The organism is Collinsella aerofaciens (assembly GCF_015560135.1).
Classification (GTDB): domain Bacteria; phylum Actinomycetota; class Coriobacteriia; order Coriobacteriales; family Coriobacteriaceae; genus Collinsella; species Collinsella aerofaciens_AN.
The window spans coordinates 78241-98101 of sequence record NZ_JADMRH010000006.1 but is presented as its reverse complement, the minus strand read 5'-3'; the positions used below and the strand labels follow the sequence as shown (position 1 = coordinate 98101).

Here is a 19861-nt window from a genome sequence, read left to right as displayed (position 1 = left end):
TCATAATGGAAGGGCGATCAGGCATATCGGATAACCTGCCCGAACGATACGATCCGAACCATTGTACGTGATACGCCATGTCTCGCACGCGCCGTCACCTGCAAGCGGTAGCGTTACTTCCAAACGCGCTCGGCAATGCGCTTGACCAGCGCGATCTTTGCCCACTGTTCGTCCTCGGTCAGTTTGTTGCCAATCTCGCAGCTGGCAAAGCCGCACTGGGGCGACAGGTACAGGTTCTCGAGCGGCACATACTTTGCGGCCTCTTGGATACGTTCGACGATAACGTCCTCGTCCTCAAGCTCAGCCGCCTTTGTAGTGACCAGTCCCAGCACCACCTTCTTGCCGGGGGCGACATACTTGAGCGGCTCAAAGCCACCGGCGCGCGGCGTATCGAACTCAAGGTAGAACGCGTCGACATCCTCGTGCGCAAACAGGTACGGTGCAATGGGATCGTAACCACCCTCGAAGGCATACGTGGAGTGATAGTTACCGCGGCACACGTGCGTGTTGATGACCAGATCGTCGGGCTTGCCCTCGATGGCGGCGTTGTTGAGCGCCACGCCCAGCTCGCTTACCTTTTGCAGGTCGACCGGGCTCATGCCGGTTTTGGCGACAAAATCAGTATCGCAGTAGATGCCCCAGGTGCAGTCATCAAACTGGATGTTGCGACAGCCTGCTGCGTACAGGTCGGCGATCACCGTGCGATAAGCGGCTGCAATGGCGTCGGCAAGTTCCTCATCGGTCTTGTAGACGGCGCGCAGACTCTCCTGCTGTCCATCGCAGCGGTCGAGCGTAACCTCCGAGAACGTCTGGATCGGCGCCGGAATGGTTTGACGCGCGACCTGGCCCTCCCCCTCAAGCGCCTTGACAAACTTAAAATGCTCGACGAACGGGTGGTTCTCGCCGCTAATGGGACCGGTAACCACAGCGGTGTCGGCCGTCGTCTCCTCGTCATGGAACATATAACCCGTGCGTGAGGTACGGCGCTCAATGCCGTTGAGTCCCCACATAAAATCGAGGTGCCAGTAGCTGCGGCGGAACTCGCCATCGGTAATCACCTGCAAGCCGGCAGCCTTCTGCTTGGCCACTAAGTCGCGGATGGCCTCGTCCTCGACGGCCTTAAGGCCGGAAGCGTCGAGTTTACCCGCGACATAGGCGGCATGGGCGTCCTTTACAGCCTGCGGACGAAGAAAACTGCCGACGATATCGGCACGAAACGGCGCGTTCGGTTGAATCGAAGTGCTCATAGATATCTCCCTTTGCATTGGTTGCTTTACTGGGACAGAGTATGAGCGTTCATATGGCCATCGTAAAATATACGTTTATAACAGTTTGATATAGATGCTTCCTATATCAGTCTGGACTGTCATAAAGAGACTTGAACCGTGCGGAGCACAGCAGCCTAGATATGCTGACGAATCGCGTCGATATAGGCCCGACCGTAGCGCGTGAGCGTCGTGTTCTTGCGCGTGATGATGCCAATCTCCATGTACTCGTCCACGTCGAGCGGAATCGAGATAATGCCGGGGCCGTTGAGCTCGTGGCTGATCACGCCCGAGCATACCGTGTAGCCGTTGAGGCCCATGGCCAAATTGAACAACGTCGCACGATCGCGCACGCGGATATTTTTGCGACGCTCGAACGTCGAGGTCAGCTCCTCGGAATAGTAAAACGAGTTGTAGCTGCCCTGCTCGTAGGACAGGAACGGGTAGTCTTCCAGATCCTCGAGCGTCACGCTGGAGCGGCCCGCCAGCGGATGGTCGGCACAGACGAAGACATGCGGCGTGGCGCAGAAGAGTCCTTCGAACACGAGTTCGTTGGCCGCCAGCATGCGCTCGATGACCTCGCGATTGTGCTCGGACAGATATAGGATGCCCAGCTCGCTTTTCATGTGCGCGACATCCTCGATAATCTCGTGGGTCTGTTCCTCGCGCAGGGTAAAGTCGTAGCGCGCGGCATCGAACTCGCGGATTACATCGACAAACGCATTAACGGCAAAGGAATAATGCTGGCAGCTCACACTAAAGTGCGGCACCTGCTCGGACGCGCCTTTGTACTTGCCCTCGAGCAGGTCGGCCTGGTCGAGTACCTGGCGCGCATAGCCCAAGAAGGTCTCGCCCTCCTCGGACACAATGACGCCCTTGTTGGTGCGCTCAAAGATGTGCACACCCATCTCGTTTTCGAGATCGCGGATCGACGCGGTAATCGAAGGCTGCGACACAAAGAGCCGGCGCGAGGCCTCGGTGATGCTGCCGCATTCGGCAACTTTGACAACATATCTGAGTTGCTGGAGCTTCATGGCTTTCTCCCTAGACGTTTGTGACGTCGAAACCCGCCGTGTCCATTTGGCTCATAAACGACGGCATCTCCCCCGTCGCGGCGCAGGCGACAATCTGATGCAGAGCCCCGGCAACCGCATCATCTGCCGCAGCGCCGATATGCCAGCGTGCGGCAGCCGTGACGGCCTCGTTGGCATTGGCGACTGCAACGGAGTTGGGAACAGCATCGATCATGGGCAAATCGTTATCGGAATCGCCGAATACGGCCACCTCGTCGGGCGTCAGGCCCAAAGCACGCGCCAGCTCCAGCGCAGCGCAGCCCTTGTCCCAGTCGGTCGGAAGAACGTCGAACAGGCGCACGCGGTTGTTGGGAAACACGAGCGAGAGCTCCGGCACCTCAGCGGCAACACGCTCGCGCAGCTCGGCGAGCTCCTCGCGCGAACGGGCACTCCAGATATTCGCCTTGTATACCGGGGCATCGTCAACGACAGGACAACAGGGAGCCTCTTCGCCCTTGAGCCACGCGTTGCCGCCTGACTTCATGGCGCGACGCACACGCTCGGGATCGCTTGTCACGCAATAGGCATCGTTATTCCAAAAGTCATCGCCCAGACGGTAGACCTTCAAATACGTATCGTCGGTCTCCTGTTCAAAATAATCGGCTAAGCGCATAAGGACATCGTTATCGATTGCGCGCGAAGCGACTACTTCGCCGTCGACAAACATCACCTGGCCGTTACAGAACGCGCCAGTCGAAAAGCACTCGGAACGATTTTTGAACATCCAGCCCATCGCGGACGGCTGACGACCCGAAACCGGACCAAAGTGCAGACCCGCCGCCTGCATGGCATGAATACCCCCAATGGCGTAGTCGCTGACACCGTCATGTCCAGCCGGAATCAGCGTATCGTCCATATCGGTCAGCACAAGTTTGATCATAGAGCCCCCCGTCATTTTCACCGTAACCATTGTAACGACCTGCCAATAAGGGACAGGTTTATTTTGCCAGGTTTTATCTGGGAAAATGCAACGCCCCTGTTGCCACCTACCAAAATAAACCTGTCCCTATTTGGCAGGTGCGCTAGTATAGGGAGCAACAGATTCGATGCGGGAGTGCCGGCGGTGCAAACCACAAGGCTGAGAGGGCATGGGGCCCAATCCTTTGAACCTGTCAGTTAATGCTGGCGTAGGGAGCATGCCGCCTTTACAGGGGCGCTGTCTATGCACAGCGCCCCTTTTCTATGCCAAGGAGGCATGTGCAGTGATTGATTCGGAACAGCTTAAACAACATATGGTCAAGGCCGTAGAGGAGATTCGCGCCACCAATCCGATGGCCGGCTCCATCACCAACACGGTGACGATCGACTTTGTCGCCAACGCGCAGCTCGCCGTGGGCGGATCGGCCGCCATGGTCTATCTGCCCGACGAGGGCGAGGCACTCGTTGCCGGCGGCGGCGCCATCTATCTCAATATGGGCACGCTCTTCCCCATCTACGAGCAGACAATTCCCCGCGCGGCCAAGGCGGCACACGACGCCGGCAAGCCCTGGGTGCTCGATCCAGTGGGCTTGGGCATCGGCAGCCTGCGCACCCAGTTGGTAAACGAGCTCAAGCAGTACAAGCCCGCTATCGTGCGCGGCAACGCCTCCGAGATCATCGCACTCGCCGGCCTGTGGGGTCTTGAGGGCGAGGCAGCTGATCTGAGCCGTGTACGCGGTGTCGATACCACCGACACGGTAGACGCCGCCCGCGATGCCGCCGTGGCGCTCGCCCGCTACACCGGCGGCGCCGTTGTGGTCTCGGGCGAAGTCGACCTGATAACCGACGGCACAACCGTGGCCAAGTCCCACGGCGGCAGCCCGCTCATGTCCAAAATCACCGGCTGCGGCTGCTCGCAGGGAGGCGTGCTGGCCGTGTACGCCTGTGCCGCCGACCCGTTTACGGCAGCCATCTGCGGCACCGCCGTCTACAACGTTGCCGGCACGCGTGCCGCCGCTGTCGCCGATGCCCCGGCAAGCTTTAAGGTCGCCTTTATCGACGAACTCTACCGCGCGACCGCCCAAGACATTGCCGACAACCGACTCGAGCTCGAGGAGGCATAGGCCATGTCCGATCCCGCAACCAATACCGGCATGAACACGCTCGTCGCCGTCGCCATCGCCCCGTGCGGCACCGGCGACGAGCTGTCCGCCGAGGTCGCCGAGGTCGTGCGCGTCATTCGCGAGAGCGGCCTTCCCAACCGCACCACCTCGATGTTCACCGAGATCGAGGGCGACTGGGACGAGGTCATGCATGTCGTGCGCGACGCAACCTTTGTGTTGGCGAGCAAGGGCATCCGCACCGAAGTCGTGCTCAAAGCCGATATTCGGCCCGGATTTACCGACACCATGACCGGCAAGCTCGAGCGCATGGAAGCACAGATCAAAAAGCAGGAGGAAGCACGATGAGCATCCGCGACAACCTTGATATCTCGGCCTATCTGGTACTCGGCCCCGAAAACACGCTCGGACGCCCCGTGGGCGATGTGGTGGCCCAGGCACTCGACGCCGGCTTTACCTGCATCCAGGTGCGCTCCAAGATGGCAAGCGCCCGCGAGATCATTGCGCTGACCGGCGATGCCGCACAGGCAATCGCACAGGCCGGCAAGACCGGTCAGGTCGCCCTGCTGATCGACGACCGTCTGGACTGCGTGCTTGCCGCGCGCGAGCAGGGCATCGCCGTCGACGGCGTGCACGTGGGTCAGAGCGATATTCCCGTCGAGGTCTGCCGCAAACTTCTGGGCCCCGATGCCATCGTGGGCCTTTCGGCACGCTGCGAGGAGATGCTCGAGTACGTCAAGACCGCCGACATGAGCCTGGTCGACTACCTGGGCATCGGCCCGCTCCACGAGACCAAGACCAAGCGCGATTGCGGACGCGCGGCCGACGGCTCTATCATCACCAAGAGCTTTGAGGACCTGGCCGCCCTCCACGCGGCAAGCCCCGTGCCCATCGTGGTGGGCGGTGGCGTCAAGACAGCCGACTTGCCGCAGCTCAAGGCCACCGGCGTCAACGGCTTCTTTGTGGTGAGCGCCGTCTGCAGCGCCGATGACCCCTACGCCGCGGCCAAGGAGCTTGTCGACACCTGGCAGCAGGCATAGGCTCAGGCCGAGCAACTGATTCGCGGCCTCATATCTTCAGCAATGGAAAGCGCATCCCGGTTTGGACCTCCATTCCGGGATGCGCTTTCCGCATGCGGCTCCGTTGGGAAACCCTATCCCATTCCAGGCGCAAATTCTGGGACGCCGTTTCCAAAACCCGCCGTCGGGGAAACTGCATCCCGTTTTGGATGCCGATTCCGGGGCGCGCTTTCCGCTACGGGCCTCTCGCGGAAACCTCATCCCATTTTTAGCGCCGATTCCGGGATGCGCTTTCCGCCGAGTCCACGGCAGTTTGCTCTACTCTGCCAGATACGCTTCCAGCGCCGGCAAGGTCGCCTCCGCATCGTGACGGCCGATCTGGTAGATGCGCTCAAGTTCATCCGGTTCGCGGCACAGCGACGGCACCTTCACCGATTCGCTCGGCCGTACCACAAAGATTTCGCCGGCAGCCTCGCGACGTGCCAGGTCATCGAGCGTGGCATTGTAGACCTCATGCCGGTGCTCAAGCGCTGCGACAAACTCCGGATAGTGACGGAACACGCGCCGCAGCATGGGCATCACGCTGTTGGGCTGCTTCACAAAGCCCGCCGGCTGCGTGAGTACCACGATATTGCGGTCATACCCCTGCGCAAACAGCCAAGCGCTGGGAATGGAATCGGCCACGCCGCCATCCAGGTACTTGCGGCCCTCAATGGCGACAGGACGCGTCGCCACGGGAATTGCCGACGACGCCCGGATCCACTCGATATCGCGCTCGTCGCCATACGGCAGGTCGTGGTAGACGGCCTTGCCCGTCTCGATATCGGTACACACGCACGTAAATCGCATGGGGCAGGCGCGATACGCCTCCAAGTCGATGGGATCGCGCTCGATAGGCACCTCGTGATAAGCAAAGTCGGCATTGAACATATCGCCGGTTCGCAGCCAGCTGGTCACGCTCGCATAGCGCTTGTCGGCGCAATAGGCCTTGTTATAGCGAATGGCGCGGCCGATCTGGCGCGATTTAAAGTTGTAGCCAAATGCCGCGCCCGCCGAGACGCCCACCATATGGTCGCAGGTCAAACCGTGCTCCATCCAAACGTCGAGCACGCCCGCCGTATACATACCGCGGTAGCCGCCTCCCTCGAGCGCCAGCCCCACCGTGCGCGTCATATTTGACTGTGCCATGCGACCATCTCCGTTCCTGCGTTTTAAACCGGGACAAGTATACCCGTCAACATATATCGTCCCAGTCGCATTTTTATCGAACATCGCATCGTCGCGCTACCGCCTGTCGAATAATAGCCGCCCACAGCATGTGCACCCATATCCCCGCACTCGAGGAAAGCGGCTTTATGGTGACGCTCGACAAGCACATTTGGCAGATTGTGCCCACCGACCGCGATCAAGGCCGCAGCACGCAAATCATTTCATCGATGCTCGAAATGGCGCAGTCGCTCCATCTGCCCGTCGTGGTCGAAGGCGTCGAGACAAATGAGCAGGCGAACATGCTACGACAAATGGGCGCCCGCTACGCTCAGGGCTTCCTCTGCTACCGCCCCATGCCGGCGAAGGATTTTGAGGCATTGCTCGATGGTGGCAATAACAACTGATACGCTCGCGCGCAAAACGCCACCGTCGAAGGGGATATTTGTCTCCATTAGCTAACTTATATCCCCAATTCAAACCGAATTGGGGATATGATACAAACCGTTGTTCCGCCCAAGGAGGTTATCCATCATGAACGAGTCATATCGCCTGGGCGAGCAATCGATTATTGCCTATCTTCAGCGACTTGCGAACGGCGTCTCGACCGCCGAACTCGATGTTGCCGCGCTGCCTGCTGAGCTACGCGCCGTTGGCGAGCAACTGCAAAAGACGCATGCCATCCTGCAACAAGAGCGCCAGCTGCTTGAGCGCAACGCCTATATCGATCCGCTCACCAACTTGGGCAACCGCAACGGATTCGACCGTCACGTCGAGCAACTCTGGCGCAAAGGCGACCCCTTCACCTGCGCCTATATTGACATCGACCATCTCAAGCATTGCAATGATAGGTTTGGCCACGCCGAAGGCAATCGCTATATTCTGAGCATCTGCCGCACGCTCTCCGAAACCATGGAGCACGATGAAATGCTGTTCCGTATCGGTGGAGACGAGTTTGTGCTTATCTCGCTCTCCGCAAACGAGATTGAACTCGAGCAGCGCTTGGAGCAGGTACGTACCAGGCTGATCGAGGCGAGCTCAGGTGGCAAGGCGCCCATGATCGGCAGCTTTAGCTTTGGCTGCTCGCGCGTCGATCCACTTGCTGGCGACACGCGTCGCCAGATGACGATGGATGCCGATCGCAAGATGTATCGCTATAAGCTTATGCATCGTGTGCAGCAACCGAAAGACGATGACGCGCCGCAACGCCCAATCGTCGATCAGCTTCCCTGCAACGACCGGGTGTTCCAAGCGATCTCCATGAGCTCCGAGATGCGCTATCCGTTTATCCTCAATCTCGATACGGGAGAATCGCAATGGTCGGTTAACGCCGTGCGCGATTTTGACCTGCCCTCCCAGCACCCTTTTAACTCACTCGACATGTGGCTTGCCCGCGTTCACCCCGAGGACCGCGACAACGTACGCGCCGAGCTCGACATGGTGATAAACGGCACGTGGCACTTCCACTACATGCAGTATCGCGTAATGGACGCCACCGGAAAATACGTGCTTTGCGACTGCACGGGCTACCGCTTGGACGGCACCGATACCGAGCCCAACATGTACGTGGGCATTATCATCAACCGAAGCCTAGCGGATACGACCGACTCAGTAACGGGCCTGGGCGATGTCCACGCACTGGTCAACGCTATTGGAGAGATGCGCCACGTGCCGCACGAGGCAGGTTTTATTGCCATTAAGGTCGACGATATCGCCGAGGTCAATGCCCGCTTTGGATTCGATGCAGGCGACCGCGTGCTCGCCGAAAGCGCCGCCTGCCTCATGGATTGTTCGCGCGGCAAGGGCCGCCTGTTCCGCTCAACGGGACCGATGTTCGTGGCACTCTTCGATGAGCTCGGCCCCGAGGCAATCGACGAGATCGCAAGCGACATCGAACGGTTCCTGGGTACTCCCGTGCTCATCGGCTCGCTTGAATATCAGCCGCCCATTCGCGTGGCCACGCTCCATCTGGACGGCGTCGACCGTCAGCCCGTTTCCATTTTGAACGAGCTCAAAGCGTTGCTCGGGAAAGCCGTGCAGGTGCCAGGTACCAAACTGGATTAGCGCCGCGCCCGCGCCGCCCCCCCATCGTGCGATAATCCTCTGCAGAAGTCACCAAAAGCAGAGGGAGTTTGTGATGAAGGTTCTTTTAGTCAACGGTAGCCCCAAGGCAAACGGCAACACCGCTCGCGCGCTTGCCGAAGTCGCCGAGCAATTGCATGCCGAGGGTATCGATACCGAGGTGTTCCAGCTGGGCGCCAAGCCCATTCGCGACTGCATTGGCTGTGGTCAGTGCGGCAAGCTCGATTACCGCTGCACCTTTGACGACGACGAGGTCAACGAGCTCATTGCCGCCGCCGAGCAGGCAGACGGCTTTGTCTTTGGCTCGCCCGTCTATTACGCGCACCCCAGCGGCCGCATCCTCTCGGCCCTCGACCGCGCGTTTTATGCTGGCAGCAAGGCCTTTGCACACAAGCCGGGCGCTGCCGTCGCCGTTGCCCGTCGCGGCGGCACGTCGACGACCTTCGACGTACTCAACAAGTACTTCACCATCAACCAGATGCCTGTGGTAGCGTCCACGTACTGGAACAACGTGTTTGGCTGCGTGCCCGGCGACGCCGACGGAGATGCCGAGGGTCTGGCCACCATGCGCAACATCGGCAAGAACATGGCCTGGCTCCTGCATTGTATCGAGGCAGGACAGGCTGCCGGCATCGAAGCCCCCGAAGCCGATCGCGAGCGCACCAACTTTATCAGGTAGAACGGCGGGACCATGAATATTCAAATCTTCGGCACCAAGAAGTCCTTCGATACCAAGAAGGCACAGCGTTATTTTAAAGAGCGCCGCATTAAGGTGCAGTTTATCGACCTTAAGGAAAAGGAGATGAGCAAGGGCGAGCTCACGAGCGTGATGCAGGCGGTCGGCGGTATCGACAAGCTGCTCAACCCCAAAGCCAAGGACGAGGAGACGCTCGCGCTCATTCAGCATCTCACCCCCAGTCAGCGCTTCGACAAGCTGCTCGAGAACCAGCAGGTTCTAGCCGAGCCCATCGTGCGCAACGGCAAAAAGGCCACCGTCGGTTATTGCCCCGATGTATGGGGAGCCTGGGAGTAGCTTGTGTTATTTGCCGGCGCGTGGGTATAAGAGCAGGCGTTTGGCATAAGATTCAACTGTAAGCCATGTCTAACAAAGGAGGGCACATGCCCAACAAACCCGTGAAGATCATCATGCTTACCGGATACCTCGGTGCCGGCAAGACCACGCTGCTCAACCACATCCTCGCTAACGACGGCGGCATCCGCGCCGCCGTGATCGTCAACGATATCGGCGAGATCAATGTCGACGCCAGCCTTATCGCCGACGGCGGCCTTTCCGAGACCGACGACCTCATCCCGCTCACCAACGGCTGCATCTGCTGCACGCTTTCGGACGACCTGGCCAACCAGCTGCAGGGCATCGCCGATTCGGGCAACTTCGATTACATCATCATCGAGGCCTCGGGCATTTGCGAGCCCATCCCCATCGCCTACACCATCTCGAGCTTCTGCGACGAGGCCAAGGTGGGCGGCGAGCCTAAGCTCGCGCTCGACAACATCGTGGCCGTGGTCGACTGCGCCCGCATGTACGACGAGTTCAACGGCGGCCGCGACCTGCTGGCAGAGGATATCGACGAGGACGACATCGAGAGCCTGCTCATCCAGCAGATTGAGTTCTGTTCCACGCTGATCCTCAACAAGACCGATACCGTGAGCTCTGAGCAGATCGCCGAGCTTAAGGCCATCGTGCGCAGCCTGCAGAAAGACGCCGTGATCGTCGAGGCCCAAAACGGCGAGGTCCCCATGGAGGAGCTGCTCGACACCGACCGCTTCGACTTTATGCGCGCCTACAACTCCGCCGCCTGGATCGATGCCATGGGGCATCCCGAGGAGCACGACGACCCCGAGGTGCTCGAGTACGACATCGAGACCTTTGTATACTCGCGTCGCAAGCCGTTTGACCTGCAGAAGTTCACCGATTTTGTTGAGCAAGAGTGGCCCGATGAGGTCATTCGCGTCAAGGGTCCGCTGTGGCAGACCGGCGATCCGGACATGTGCTACATGTTTGAGCAGGCCGGACACCAGATGCGCCTGATGGAGAACGGCCTGTTTGTCGACTCGGCGCCCGAGGGCGAGAAGCAGAAGATTATCGACGAGAACCCCGAGATCATGCAGATTTGGGACGACGAGACGGGCGACCGCATGACGAGCCTGTGCATCATCGGCCGTCACATGGACAAGGATGCGCTCATCGCCTCCCTCGATGCTTGCCTGACCGACTGGCACCGCGCCTAGGTTTATCCAAGCGGGCATTTGTCCGCAAAGTAGTCGCCAACCACCACGAAGGTGCCTGTCCCTTCGTGGTGGTTTTTCGTTCTGAGCCAAGGAGATTCATGTTCAACATTGTGCTGTATGCGCCCGAGATTCCGGCCAATACGGGCAATATCGGCCGCACCTGCGTGGTTACCGGCACCCGCCTGCATCTGGTGGAGCCGCTGGGGTTTTCGCTCGACGACAAGACGGTGCGTCGCGCCGGACTGGGCTACTGGCAAAACTTGGACGTGACGACCTATGCCAGCTGGGAGGATTTCCTTGCGCGTAACGGCCTCTCCCCTACCGACGAGCGTCTGCATCTGCTGACCAAAAAGGCGCGCAGGACCTATGCGCAAAGCACCTACCGTGACGGTGACTACTTGGTCTTTGGCAGCGAGAGCTCGGGCATTCCCGAGGAGCTGCTCGCCGCGGCGCCCGAGCGCTGCGAGCGCATCCCCATGCTGCGCGATTGCGACTCACTCGATAACGCCGAGACTTGGGAAGCTCACGAGGAATCGCTCGGGCATACCGAGGACAGCCACGAGGCCATCCTGCAGCAGGATATCTGCGGCAACTTCGTTAACCCCGACGACTACCGCATCAGCGCGCTGAACCTCTCCAACAGCGCCGCCATCGTCCTCTACGAGGCCCTACGCCAGGCAGGCTTTCCGGGAATGTGACAAAGGGACTATCCTTTTGCCACATTCGAGCGCCACGTCGATGGCACACACGCCTAATTGATGCTCTAGATAAAGGCCCTCACTTTTAATCAGAATTAACTAAAGTAAAATGAAGTTAAACGGCGGTGTGAAAGGAGAGCCGTGTGAAATATCTCGAGAACCCGTTTACCCCCAGTTTTGGTGAGGTTCCTGCCCATCTCGCTGGCAGACAACAGATTATTCGGGATTTGGACCGCGCCTTCTTGAGCCAGCGCAGGCGCCCAGAATTGACCTCGATCTTCTCAGGCGCGCGTGGAACCGGTAAAACCGCTCTCATGTCATCGCTCGCGACAAGGGCGGAATCCCACGGCTGGATAGCCGTAAAGACGACCGCGCTCCCGGGAATGCTTGAGGAAATCGAGTTCGGGACGAAACGCGCCGCAGCCCATCTCATCGACTCGTCCTACCACTTCGAAGTCACCGGCCTCGGAATTGCACCGCTCGGCAGCATCGAGGTCAATCGCGTTCACGATGCCTCAACCTGGCGTTATCGCATGAGCGATATCATCGACCAGCTCAACGGGGCCGGTACCGGTCTGCTCGTCACGGTTGACGAGGTGGACCCGACACTCGACGAGATGATTCAGCTCGCGGCGACGTATCAGCACTTTGTGACCGATGGGAAACGCGTCGCCCTGCTCATGGCGGGACTTCCCAACAATGTCTCGACGTTGCTGAACCACAAGACGGTCTCGTTCCTTCGCCGCGCCCAACAATATCATCTGGGTCGCATTGCCGACTATGACGTGCGCGAGGCCTTGATTCGCACAATCCAGGAAAACGATCGCCTGGCAGATGCCGAGGGAATCGATAGAGCCGTTCGCTCGATCTCTGGTTTTCCCTTCCTATTGCAACTCGTAGGCTACCGTGCCTGGGATCTCACAAGCGATTCGAAGGAAATCTCGTCACGCGACTTTGACCTGGGAATCAAAATCGCGCGCGACGAGATGGACGACCGAATCCTCGCGGCAACCTATCGGGAACTCACTGCAGAGGACAAGCGATTCCTCATCGCCATGCTCGATGACGAGGAAGAGTCCACCACCGCCGACCTTGTCGAGCGCCTTAAGCGTTCGCCGCAGCAGGTCTCCCGCTACCGACGCCGAATGATAGATGCCGGCATCATCGGGGAACGAGGACGAGGGCTCGTCGCATTTGAATTGCCATTCTTCCGCGACTATCTCGCGGCTCAATGCGTGAAATAGGCATCAATGAGGCAAAGGGGCTGTCCCTTTGCCTCATTGTCTATAGGTAGCGGCCGGTGATGCTTGCGGAGCAAGCTGCGATGTCGCCCGGCGTACCGGCGCAGACGATTTGCCCGCCCGCATCACCACCGCCCGGACCCATGTCGATCACATAATCGGCGTTACGGATAAGGTCGAGGTCATGCTCGATCACGATAACCGTGGCGCCCTTGGCGACAAGGCCGTCGAACACACTCAGCAACACCTGAACATCGAGCGGATGTAGTCCGATCGTGGGCTCGTCGAACACAAATACGGCATCGTCCTGCACACGACCCATCTCGCTCGCGAGCTTAAGACGCTGCGCCTCGCCGCCCGAAAGCGCCGGTGTGGGCTCGCCAAGTGTGAGATAGCCCAGGCCCAGGTCGTGCAAGGTCTGCAAGCGCGTCTGAACCTTCTTGAGTCCCAGCGTGACGTCGATAGCCTCGTCCACACTCATGTCCATGATCTGCGGCAACGTAAGTAGACTCCCGTCCTTGCCCTCGCGATGGATACGCGAAGCCGCGTCTGCATAACGCGAACCGCGACATGCTGGGCAGACGATCTCGACATCGGGCAAAAACTGTACGTCGAGCGATATCGAGCCCGTGCCGTCGCACGTAGGGCAGCGCAACGCGCCGGTGTTATAGCTAAAGGCACCCGCCTTGTAGCCAGCTGCCTTGGCCTCGGGCGTACGGGCAAAGGCACGACGCAGCTCGTCATGGATGTCGGCATAAGTCGCCACCGTCGAGCGCACGTTGGCGCCGATAGGCGTGGCGTCAATCAGGTTTGCGCGGGCAATGCCTTCGGCATCGACCCAACGCACGTGCCCCGGCAGGCGCTCGCCGGCTGCCTGCGCCTTAAGCGCCGGGATGAGCGTCTCAAGCACCAACGTCGTCTTACCCGAACCCGAAACGCCCGTCACCGCAACGAGACGGCCGCGCGGGATATCGACTTCGAGCGGTTTGACAGTATGGATGGTATCGGTTGCCATACGGATGTGGCCCTGGTCGAACATTTCGTCGTCAGTCACCTGTGGACGCAAGCGCTTGGGCTCTGCGCGCAGAAACGGAGCGATGCGGCTGCCCCGCGATTGCTCGACCTCGTCTACTGTACCGGCAGCGATCACGTTACCGCCGCCTGCTCCGGCGACGGGGCCCATCTCGACCAGATAGTCGGCTTCCGCCAGTACGCGCGTATCGTGGTCGACAACGACCACGGTGTTGCCGTCGCCTACCAGGTCGCGCATCACACCAACCAGGCCGTCGACATTTGCCGGATGCAGGCCAATCGAGGGCTCGTCCAACACATAAAGCACGCCTGTCGATCGGTTGCGCACCACGCGAGCAAGTTGCACGCGCTGGCGCTCACCCGTGGAGAGCGTGGCACCGGCGCGATCGAGTGAAAGGTAATCAAGACCCAGGTCGACCAGGCGACGGGCCGTGCCCAAAAATGAATCGCAGATATCCGCTGCCATGGGCCGCATCTCGGGCGGCAAGGATGCGGGCACCCCGCGCACCCACTCAACCGCATCACCAAGCGTCATGGCCGCGGCCTGCGCCAGATTGATACCGCGCACTTGGGGCTGGCGCGCAGCCTCGGAAAGACGCGTGCCACCACAGTCGCGGCATGGCCCCTCGCGCAAAAAGCGCGCAACGCGTTTGAGCCCCTTATCGTCCTTAACCTTGGCGAGCGCATTCTCGACGGTATAGACGGCGTTGTAATAGGTAAAGTCGAGCGGCGTGGCGCCCTCGCCGTTTTTGGGAACGTAGAGAATGTGCTTCTTAACCGCCGGACCGTGGAACACGATGTCGCGCTCTTGAGGCGTGAGCTGGTTAAACGGCACGTCGGTGCGCACGCCCATCTCGCCGGCCACCTGCTTCATCAGATCCCACATGAGCGTGCCCCAAGGAAGCACCGCGCCCTCGTTGATAGTCTTTGACTCGTCGGGCACCAAGCTCGCCTCGTCCACCTCATGCATAACGCCGGTGCCGCCGCAGGTGGGACATGCACCACCGCTATTGAAAGCCAAATCCTCGGCACCCGGCGCGTAGAACTCGCGGCCGCATGCGGGGCACGTGAGCGACAGGCCCGCAGCCACGTTAAGGCTCGGCTCCACACGCGCCCCGCAATGCGGGCACACGTGATGGGCGCAGCGGCTAAAGAGTAGACGCAGGCTATTGTTGAGCTCGGTCATGGTGCCAAAGGTGGAACGCACGTCCGGCACGCTGGGGCGCTGATGCAATGCGAGAGCCGCCGGCACGTGCAATACCTCATCCACCTGAGCGTGCTCGGCCTGCGTCAGGCGACGGCGGGTATAGGTGCTGAGCGCCTCCAGGTAACGGCGCGAGCCCTCGGCATAAAGAACCCCCAGCGCCAGCGAACTCTTGCCCGAACCCGACACGCCGGCAATGCCCACAAGCTTTCCCAGCGGAATATCGATATCGATGTCTTTAAGGTTATGAACGCGCGCGCCACGCACCTCGATAGCCTGCGGGCTCATCTTTTGTTCCGTCACCTTTATCACCCTACTCATGCCATAAAACTCGATCGCGAACGTACGCGCCCAGCATGGGCACGGTAAACCGGACGAGGCCGTATCCGGCAGCCTCGATGACGCGCTCGCGAATCAGGCTTGCGCGATATTTACTCGCCCAGCTCTGGGTACGATCACAGCGCTCAATGATATCCGCCATGCGCGTCGGTTTGTCCTCGTCAACCGCCATGGCCTCGATAAAGAGGCGCTGTGGACTGCGCAGCCCGTAATACAGGGGCGCGTCAACCGCTTCGTAGAACTCGGAGACGGCATCCGCATGGCCATCCTCGACATCGCGCCTTTCGATGACCTGCGAGCCACGCCGGACAGCAGACCGCCACATGTAATATCCCACCAGCTGAACCATATAGGGATGCCCCATGCTCTTGCGTGCCGCAAGGTCCGCCGTCTCCGCGTCAACGTAAAGACCAGCGTCTTTGACCGTCTGGATATATGAATCGCGCACCTTGGGCAAAGATATCGCCCCCAGCGTACGCTGCTGGGCGCGGCGCAAAAACGTCACGCTCGGCTCTTCGAGCAGATCGTCAACCATACTGGGCAAGCCGGCAAAAACCAGCGCAAGACCGCGCTGGTCGCTATCGGGTAATCCCGTGGCATCCTGGTCTCCGAGCACCTGCTGATAGAGAACGGCAAGAGCCGCCAGTTCCTCGATAGACGCCGATTGCGCCTCGTCAATCGCAAACAGTATGCCCTTGCCTGGACCGAGCTTCTTAAGGCGCTCGTTGACCAGCCCTCGCAACGTCTCGCCCTTTGCTCGCGCCGCCTCGACCGACATCCGGCCAAACGAAGGACCGAACTCCATTGACGTCACAACGGGTTTATTCGAGCGAAGCGCGTCGGCCAAGCGGTCGCATAAGCCAAGCGAAGCGGAATCGGAGACAACCGCCCATCCGCGCTCGCTGGCCAGACGTTGCAGCTCCCGCAGGAGAACTGTCTTGCCGCAGCCGCGGTTTCCCGTAATGAGCATGAGCCTGCCCGGCGCTCCGGCGCCGTTATCGAGCCCTTCCTCGAAATCTTCGATGACCGACTCGCGACCAATGAGCATCGGAGGCCGCTTGCCTGCCGTTGGCTTAAAGGGATTTGGATTCATGTCGGCCTCCTCGGATTGGCAAACCCTGGTAATAGTTATACCAACTTATACCGAGTTATACCAACTGAATCTGCCAAAGGGGCTGCCCCTCTGTCACATGTGGCCGAAAAACTCGGCGTCTGCTGCTCGCCAGGGGCGGAAGGTGGAGGGATCGACCTTTACGTGGGCTGCCTCGGGGACGTCGTACCATTTGACCGTGTAACCGGCGCCGTGGGAGCAAAAGACCGAATCGGGCGTGTTGGGCAGATCGGCCTCGGGCTCATAGGCGGCCGTCTCGATGACGCGCTCGGCATCATGGCAAGCCGCATAGCCGGCGAACTCTAGGTACAGATGCCCACGACCACTCGTATAGGCGGCCACCTCCAGCGCGTAATCCTGCACCTCAGATGCCGGCACGCGACCCACAAGCTTCGCCCGGTCTCCCGCCATCGTCGGCGGCTCGTACTCGGCACCCATGCGCGTGGCATCCGAGAGTGCCCGGCCCACGCACTCCCCCGGCACCTCGAGCTCAAAGCGATACCACGGCTCCAACAGCACCGCCGCGCCAGCCTCACGCGCCTGCATGAGCCCCTGGCGAATCGCGCGGTACGTGGCCTGGCGAAAATCGCCGCCCTCGGTATGTTTGGCATGCGCACGGCCGCCCGTGAGCGTAATGCACACATCGGTGATGGGCGAGCCGGTCAGCGCGCCCAGGTGATCGCGCTCCATGGCGTTGGTGAGTGCCAAACGCTGCCAGTTAAGATCGAGTTCGTCGGTCGAGGTCACGGTGCCAAACTGCACGCCCGAACCCGCTGGCAACGGCTCCAGGCGCAGATGTACCTCGGCATAGTGGCGCAGCGGCTCAAAATGGCCCACGCCCTCGACCGGCTGCGAAATAGTCTCCTTATAGAGAATGCCGCCAGACTCAAACGCAACCGAAAGGCCAAAGCGATCGGTCAACACCCGCTGCACGACCTCGAGTTGCACGGCGCCCATCAGCTGTAAATGAATCTGCTCAAGATGAGTGTTCCAGCTTACGCCGAGCATGGGATCTTCGTCCGCCAACTCTGTCAGTGCTTTGAACACCGCGTGGACATCGTGTTCGCCCGGAAGCACCGTATAGGTGAGGACCGGAGCGATGACAGGCGCATCGCCCACGGGCTCCGCCCCCAAGGCATCCCCTGGGCGAACGTGCGCAAGGCCCGTCACGGCACAAATACCGCCAGCAGCAACTTCTTGGGCAAGCTCATACTTCTCGCCGTTATAGATGCGCACCTGGTCGATCTTTTGCTCCCAAGTGGAGGCGCCAGAGCATCCCTCGACAACTTGCTTTGCACGCAGTACACCGCCCGTCACCTTGACCCAGGCAAGACGCTCGCCACGGTCTCCACGACTCACGCGGTAGACTCGCGCGGCGAACTCCTGGGGCCATGTTCGCTCGCGCATCAAAGCGCATATGCCGTCGAGTAGCTCTGCCACACCCTGGTCCTTGAGCGCCGAGCCCGCAAAGCAGGGAAACAACTTTCGCTCTGCGACCAGCCGCGAAAGCGTGGCAGTCGAAAGCTCCCCTGCGTCGAGAAACTCCTCGAGCGCCGCCTCGTCCAACGCAGCAGCGTCCTCCTGAACGGCACCACCCACCAACAGTTCGCTGGCATCCAGGCAGCCCTCGGAAAGACGTTGCCCAAGCTGTGCCAGCAAAACATCGCGGCCGGGATTCTCCAAATCGATTTTGTTGATAAAGATGAACGTCGGAATGTCATAGCGCGCAAGCAGGCGCCACAGGGTTTCGGTGTGCCCCTGCACGCCGTCGTTGGCACCCACAACCAAAATCGCATAGTCGAGCGCGCGCAGCGTGCGCTCCGCCTCGGCCGAAAAATCGACGTGGCCGGGCGCATCCACAAGCATGACGTGGGTATCGCCGTGGTCGAGCACGGCCTGCGACGAGAAGATCGTAATGCCGCGCTCGCGCTCGATCGCGTTAGTGTCCAGATGCGAATCGCCATCGTCCACGCGGCCGCGCTTGCGAATGCGACCCACGTTGAACAACATGGCCTCGGCCAACGTGGTCTTGCCGGCATCGACATGCGCCAAGATTCCAACGACTGCCTGCTTCGACATGGCTCTCCTCTTATTACAAGCTACAAGCCCATCGCACGCGGCAACGGGCGTCCTCGTTCCACACTGGATGATACAATTTACGAGCCGGCGGGCGAAGCGGGCCCTATCCCCCGACCAAGCTCATCGCCCTGCGTTGCCGCGCGGCGATTTTCGTAGGTTCGCGCCTTGCGAAAGCCGGCACCTCCCCTTTTTGTCTGCCCGGGCTCATCTGGGGCGATAACAACGCGAGCCCCACAACAACGCGTTTTACCAAAAATGGCCCCACTCGGGGCCATTTTCATTTCGGTGAAACGCTGGTATGCGACTCGGCCTTTATGCCTCGCGCAGCCAATCAAACGCGACGCGCGGCGTACCGTCCGACACATATACGATACCGGCGCGCTTAAACCCGGCCTTGGCGATGGCGCCCTGCATAGGCAGGTTGTCTTGGTGCGTGTCGATACGCAGATGGTCGATACGTTCCTTGGCAAAGGCAAACATCGCGGCCGCAACGCCATGCGTGGTGCCGTCGGATGCCACGCGATGCAGCACGGCATACGGAGTGTCGCTGCGCCATTGACCGTCCTCAATCACGTCATAGCACTCGTCCGGACCCGGTAAAAAGGCAAACGTCGCCACCACGCGGCCATCGACTTCGCACACGTAACTGCCACCAGCGGCAATATCGGCAGCCAGCTGCTCGGCCGAAGGCGTGCCCTCGGGCCACTGCGTGGCGTTGCCATGCGCGCGCATAAAGGCGCGGGCCGCGTCATAGATAGCCATGACGGCGGGAATGTCGGTATCGAGGGTTTTTCTGATCATCACGCGGCGACCTCACGTTTATTGGTATCACTTTGATTGAGCAATGATACCAACGTTTGGAGAGGAGCGCGAAGCAGATGGGGAGCAAAAAGCGAGCCGCCTGGTCAAAAGCCAAAAGCGAGTTTTTGGGCGCTGCCACCGGCGGCGATATGAGCGACCTGTTTGCACGCGAGGACGAGCGCCGCGACGCCCTGGACGCCGAGCGCGACGAGGCTTGGCGCTATAAGTCGTGCGAGCGCAAAAACCGTTACGACACACGCGCCGAAGCCGAGGCCGTTATGGCCGACTGCGAAAACCGCGGACGGCGTGGTTTGGCCTGCTACAAATGCGAAGACTGCGGCGGCTGGCACCTGACGTCGCACCCTTGGAAATAGACCCCGCATCGGCACGGCGCTGGCGAAGCGCCAGCCATCGTGCACAAG

The 19861-nt window shown here is 60.3% G+C and carries 19 protein-coding genes and 1 riboswitch; of the genes, 11 read left to right on the top strand and 8 right to left on the bottom strand.

The annotated features are described in order from the left end of the window. Positions 1–113: 113 nt before the first annotated feature. From I2H19_RS04325 to I2H19_RS04315, 3 genes are all read right to left on the bottom strand, one after another. Positions 114–1247 (bottom strand): 5-methyltetrahydropteroyltriglutamate--homocysteine S-methyltransferase, encoded by a 1134-nt coding sequence (locus I2H19_RS04325; protein ID WP_229089775.1) that lies wholly within the window; start codon positions 1245–1247, stop codon positions 114–116. Positions 1248–1402: 155 nt separating this feature from the next. Then, the gene (locus I2H19_RS04320) at positions 1403–2299 is read right to left on the bottom strand and encodes a LysR family transcriptional regulator (RefSeq protein ID WP_195621493.1); all 897 of its coding nucleotides are present in this window, start codon (positions 2297–2299) and stop codon (positions 1403–1405) included. A gap of 10 nt (positions 2300–2309) precedes the next feature. Further along, positions 2310–3218, bottom strand: coding sequence for an HAD-IIB family hydrolase (locus tag I2H19_RS04315; protein WP_195621492.1), 909 nt, complete (start codon positions 3216–3218; stop codon positions 2310–2312). A 160-nt stretch (positions 3219–3378) separates the two neighbouring features. Further along, positions 3379–3489: riboswitch (TPP riboswitch) on the top strand. A 51-nt stretch (positions 3490–3540) separates the two neighbouring features. Between I2H19_RS04315 and thiM the strand changes: the two genes are divergently transcribed. The 3 genes from thiM to I2H19_RS04300 are packed head-to-tail and all read left to right on the top strand — an operon-like array spanning position 3541 to position 5417. Continuing rightward, positions 3541–4380 carry a hydroxyethylthiazole kinase gene (gene thiM, locus I2H19_RS04310; protein ID WP_271745575.1) on the top strand — a complete coding sequence of 280 codons (840 nt, stop codon included), beginning with the start codon at positions 3541–3543 and terminating at the stop codon, positions 4378–4380. Between the two features lie 3 nt (positions 4381–4383). Beyond that, positions 4384–4725 carry a thiamine-binding protein gene (locus tag I2H19_RS04305; protein WP_229055688.1) on the top strand — a complete coding sequence of 114 codons (342 nt, stop codon included), beginning with the start codon at positions 4384–4386 and terminating at the stop codon, positions 4723–4725. Continuing rightward, positions 4722–5417, top strand: coding sequence for a thiamine phosphate synthase (locus tag I2H19_RS04300; protein ID WP_195362042.1), 696 nt, complete (start codon positions 4722–4724; stop codon positions 5415–5417). The genes I2H19_RS04305 and I2H19_RS04300 overlap by 4 nt, the downstream gene beginning before the upstream one ends. Positions 5418–5714: 297 nt before the next feature. Here I2H19_RS04300 and I2H19_RS04295 read toward each other — a convergent pair whose 3' ends face one another. After that, positions 5715–6584: a patatin-like phospholipase family protein gene (locus I2H19_RS04295; RefSeq protein ID WP_195621491.1), complete on the bottom strand. Its 870-nt coding sequence runs from the start codon at positions 6582–6584 to the stop codon at positions 5715–5717. A gap of 128 nt (positions 6585–6712) precedes the next feature. Here I2H19_RS04295 and I2H19_RS04290 point away from each other — a divergent pair, with 128 nt between their 5' ends. From I2H19_RS04290 to I2H19_RS04260, 7 genes are all read left to right on the top strand, one after another. Beyond that, the gene (locus I2H19_RS04290) at positions 6713–7009 is read left to right on the top strand and encodes an EAL domain-containing protein (RefSeq protein WP_195621490.1); all 297 of its coding nucleotides are present in this window, start codon (positions 6713–6715) and stop codon (positions 7007–7009) included. A gap of 127 nt (positions 7010–7136) precedes the next feature. Continuing rightward, positions 7137–8666, top strand: coding sequence for a diguanylate cyclase domain-containing protein (locus I2H19_RS04285; protein WP_195621489.1), 1530 nt, complete (start codon positions 7137–7139; stop codon positions 8664–8666). 73 nt (positions 8667–8739) lie between these two features. After that, on the top strand, positions 8740–9363 hold the full coding sequence (locus tag I2H19_RS04280; protein ID WP_195621488.1) for a flavodoxin family protein: 624 nt from the start codon (positions 8740–8742) through the stop codon (positions 9361–9363). A 12-nt stretch (positions 9364–9375) separates the two neighbouring features. Beyond that, positions 9376–9717 (top strand): arsenate reductase family protein, encoded by a 342-nt coding sequence (locus I2H19_RS04275; RefSeq protein WP_022093957.1) that lies wholly within the window; start codon positions 9376–9378, stop codon positions 9715–9717. Positions 9718–9803: 86 nt separating this feature from the next. Next, complete coding sequence (locus I2H19_RS04270) at positions 9804–10934, top strand: GTP-binding protein (RefSeq protein ID WP_195621486.1); 1131 nt, start codon at positions 9804–9806, stop codon at positions 10932–10934. 98 nt (positions 10935–11032) lie between these two features. Beyond that, entirely contained in the window at positions 11033–11632 is a 600-nt protein-coding gene (locus I2H19_RS04265; RefSeq protein WP_195621484.1) for a tRNA (cytidine(34)-2'-O)-methyltransferase, read from the top strand. Between the two features lie 143 nt (positions 11633–11775). After that, a complete protein-coding gene (locus tag I2H19_RS04260) occupies positions 11776–12876 on the top strand; it encodes an ATP-binding protein (protein WP_271745567.1) in 1101 nt (366 codons plus the stop codon). Between the two features lie 40 nt (positions 12877–12916). On the opposite strand, the gene I2H19_RS04255 is transcribed toward I2H19_RS04260, so the two are convergent. From I2H19_RS04255 to I2H19_RS04240, 4 genes are all read right to left on the bottom strand, one after another. Further along, positions 12917–15430 carry an excinuclease ABC subunit UvrA gene (locus I2H19_RS04255; RefSeq protein WP_195621482.1) on the bottom strand — a complete coding sequence of 838 codons (2514 nt, stop codon included), beginning with the start codon at positions 15428–15430 and terminating at the stop codon, positions 12917–12919. After that, positions 15423–16541, bottom strand: coding sequence for an AAA family ATPase (locus I2H19_RS04250; protein ID WP_195621481.1), 1119 nt, complete (start codon positions 16539–16541; stop codon positions 15423–15425). The genes I2H19_RS04255 and I2H19_RS04250 overlap by 8 nt, the downstream gene beginning before the upstream one ends. Before the next feature lie 93 nt (positions 16542–16634). Continuing rightward, a complete protein-coding gene (locus I2H19_RS04245; protein ID WP_195621479.1) occupies positions 16635–18638 on the bottom strand; it encodes a GTP-binding protein in 2004 nt (667 codons plus the stop codon). Positions 18639–18950: 312 nt separating this feature from the next. Beyond that, entirely contained in the window at positions 18951–19439 is a 489-nt protein-coding gene (locus tag I2H19_RS04240; RefSeq protein WP_195621516.1) for a GNAT family N-acetyltransferase, read from the bottom strand. 77 nt (positions 19440–19516) lie between these two features. On the opposite strand from I2H19_RS04240, the gene I2H19_RS04235 reads away from it, so the two are divergent. Next, complete coding sequence (locus tag I2H19_RS04235) at positions 19517–19813, top strand: hypothetical protein (RefSeq protein WP_195621477.1); 297 nt, start codon at positions 19517–19519, stop codon at positions 19811–19813. Positions 19814–19861: the final 48 nt, after the last annotated feature.

Coding starts and splice junctions, on each gene's coding strand:
- I2H19_RS04325 (WP_229089775.1), bottom strand. CDS start 1,247: ATGAGCACTTCGATTCAACCGAACGCGCCGTTTCGTGCCGATATCGTC.
- I2H19_RS04320 (WP_195621493.1), bottom strand. CDS start 2,299: ATGAAGCTCCAGCAACTCAGATATGTTGTCAAAGTTGCCGAATGCGGC.
- I2H19_RS04315 (WP_195621492.1), bottom strand. CDS start 3,218: ATGATCAAACTTGTGCTGACCGATATGGACGATACGCTGATTCCGGCT.
- I2H19_RS04305 (WP_229055688.1), top strand. CDS start 4,384: ATGTCCGATCCCGCAACCAATACCGGCATGAACACGCTCGTCGCCGTC.
- I2H19_RS04300 (WP_195362042.1), top strand. CDS start 4,722: ATGAGCATCCGCGACAACCTTGATATCTCGGCCTATCTGGTACTCGGC.
- I2H19_RS04295 (WP_195621491.1), bottom strand. CDS start 6,584: ATGGCACAGTCAAATATGACGCGCACGGTGGGGCTGGCGCTCGAGGGA.
- I2H19_RS04290 (WP_195621490.1), top strand. CDS start 6,713: ATGTGCACCCATATCCCCGCACTCGAGGAAAGCGGCTTTATGGTGACG.
- I2H19_RS04285 (WP_195621489.1), top strand. CDS start 7,137: ATGAACGAGTCATATCGCCTGGGCGAGCAATCGATTATTGCCTATCTT.
- I2H19_RS04280 (WP_195621488.1), top strand. CDS start 8,740: ATGAAGGTTCTTTTAGTCAACGGTAGCCCCAAGGCAAACGGCAACACC.
- I2H19_RS04275 (WP_022093957.1), top strand. CDS start 9,376: ATGAATATTCAAATCTTCGGCACCAAGAAGTCCTTCGATACCAAGAAG.
- I2H19_RS04270 (WP_195621486.1), top strand. CDS start 9,804: ATGCCCAACAAACCCGTGAAGATCATCATGCTTACCGGATACCTCGGT.
- I2H19_RS04265 (WP_195621484.1), top strand. CDS start 11,033: ATGTTCAACATTGTGCTGTATGCGCCCGAGATTCCGGCCAATACGGGC.
- I2H19_RS04255 (WP_195621482.1), bottom strand. CDS start 15,430: ATGAGTAGGGTGATAAAGGTGACGGAACAAAAGATGAGCCCGCAGGCT.
- I2H19_RS04250 (WP_195621481.1), bottom strand. CDS start 16,541: ATGAATCCAAATCCCTTTAAGCCAACGGCAGGCAAGCGGCCTCCGATG.
- I2H19_RS04245 (WP_195621479.1), bottom strand. CDS start 18,638: ATGTCGAAGCAGGCAGTCGTTGGAATCTTGGCGCATGTCGATGCCGGC.
- I2H19_RS04240 (WP_195621516.1), bottom strand. CDS start 19,439: ATGATCAGAAAAACCCTCGATACCGACATTCCCGCCGTCATGGCTATC.
- I2H19_RS04235 (WP_195621477.1), top strand. CDS start 19,517: ATGGGGAGCAAAAAGCGAGCCGCCTGGTCAAAAGCCAAAAGCGAGTTT.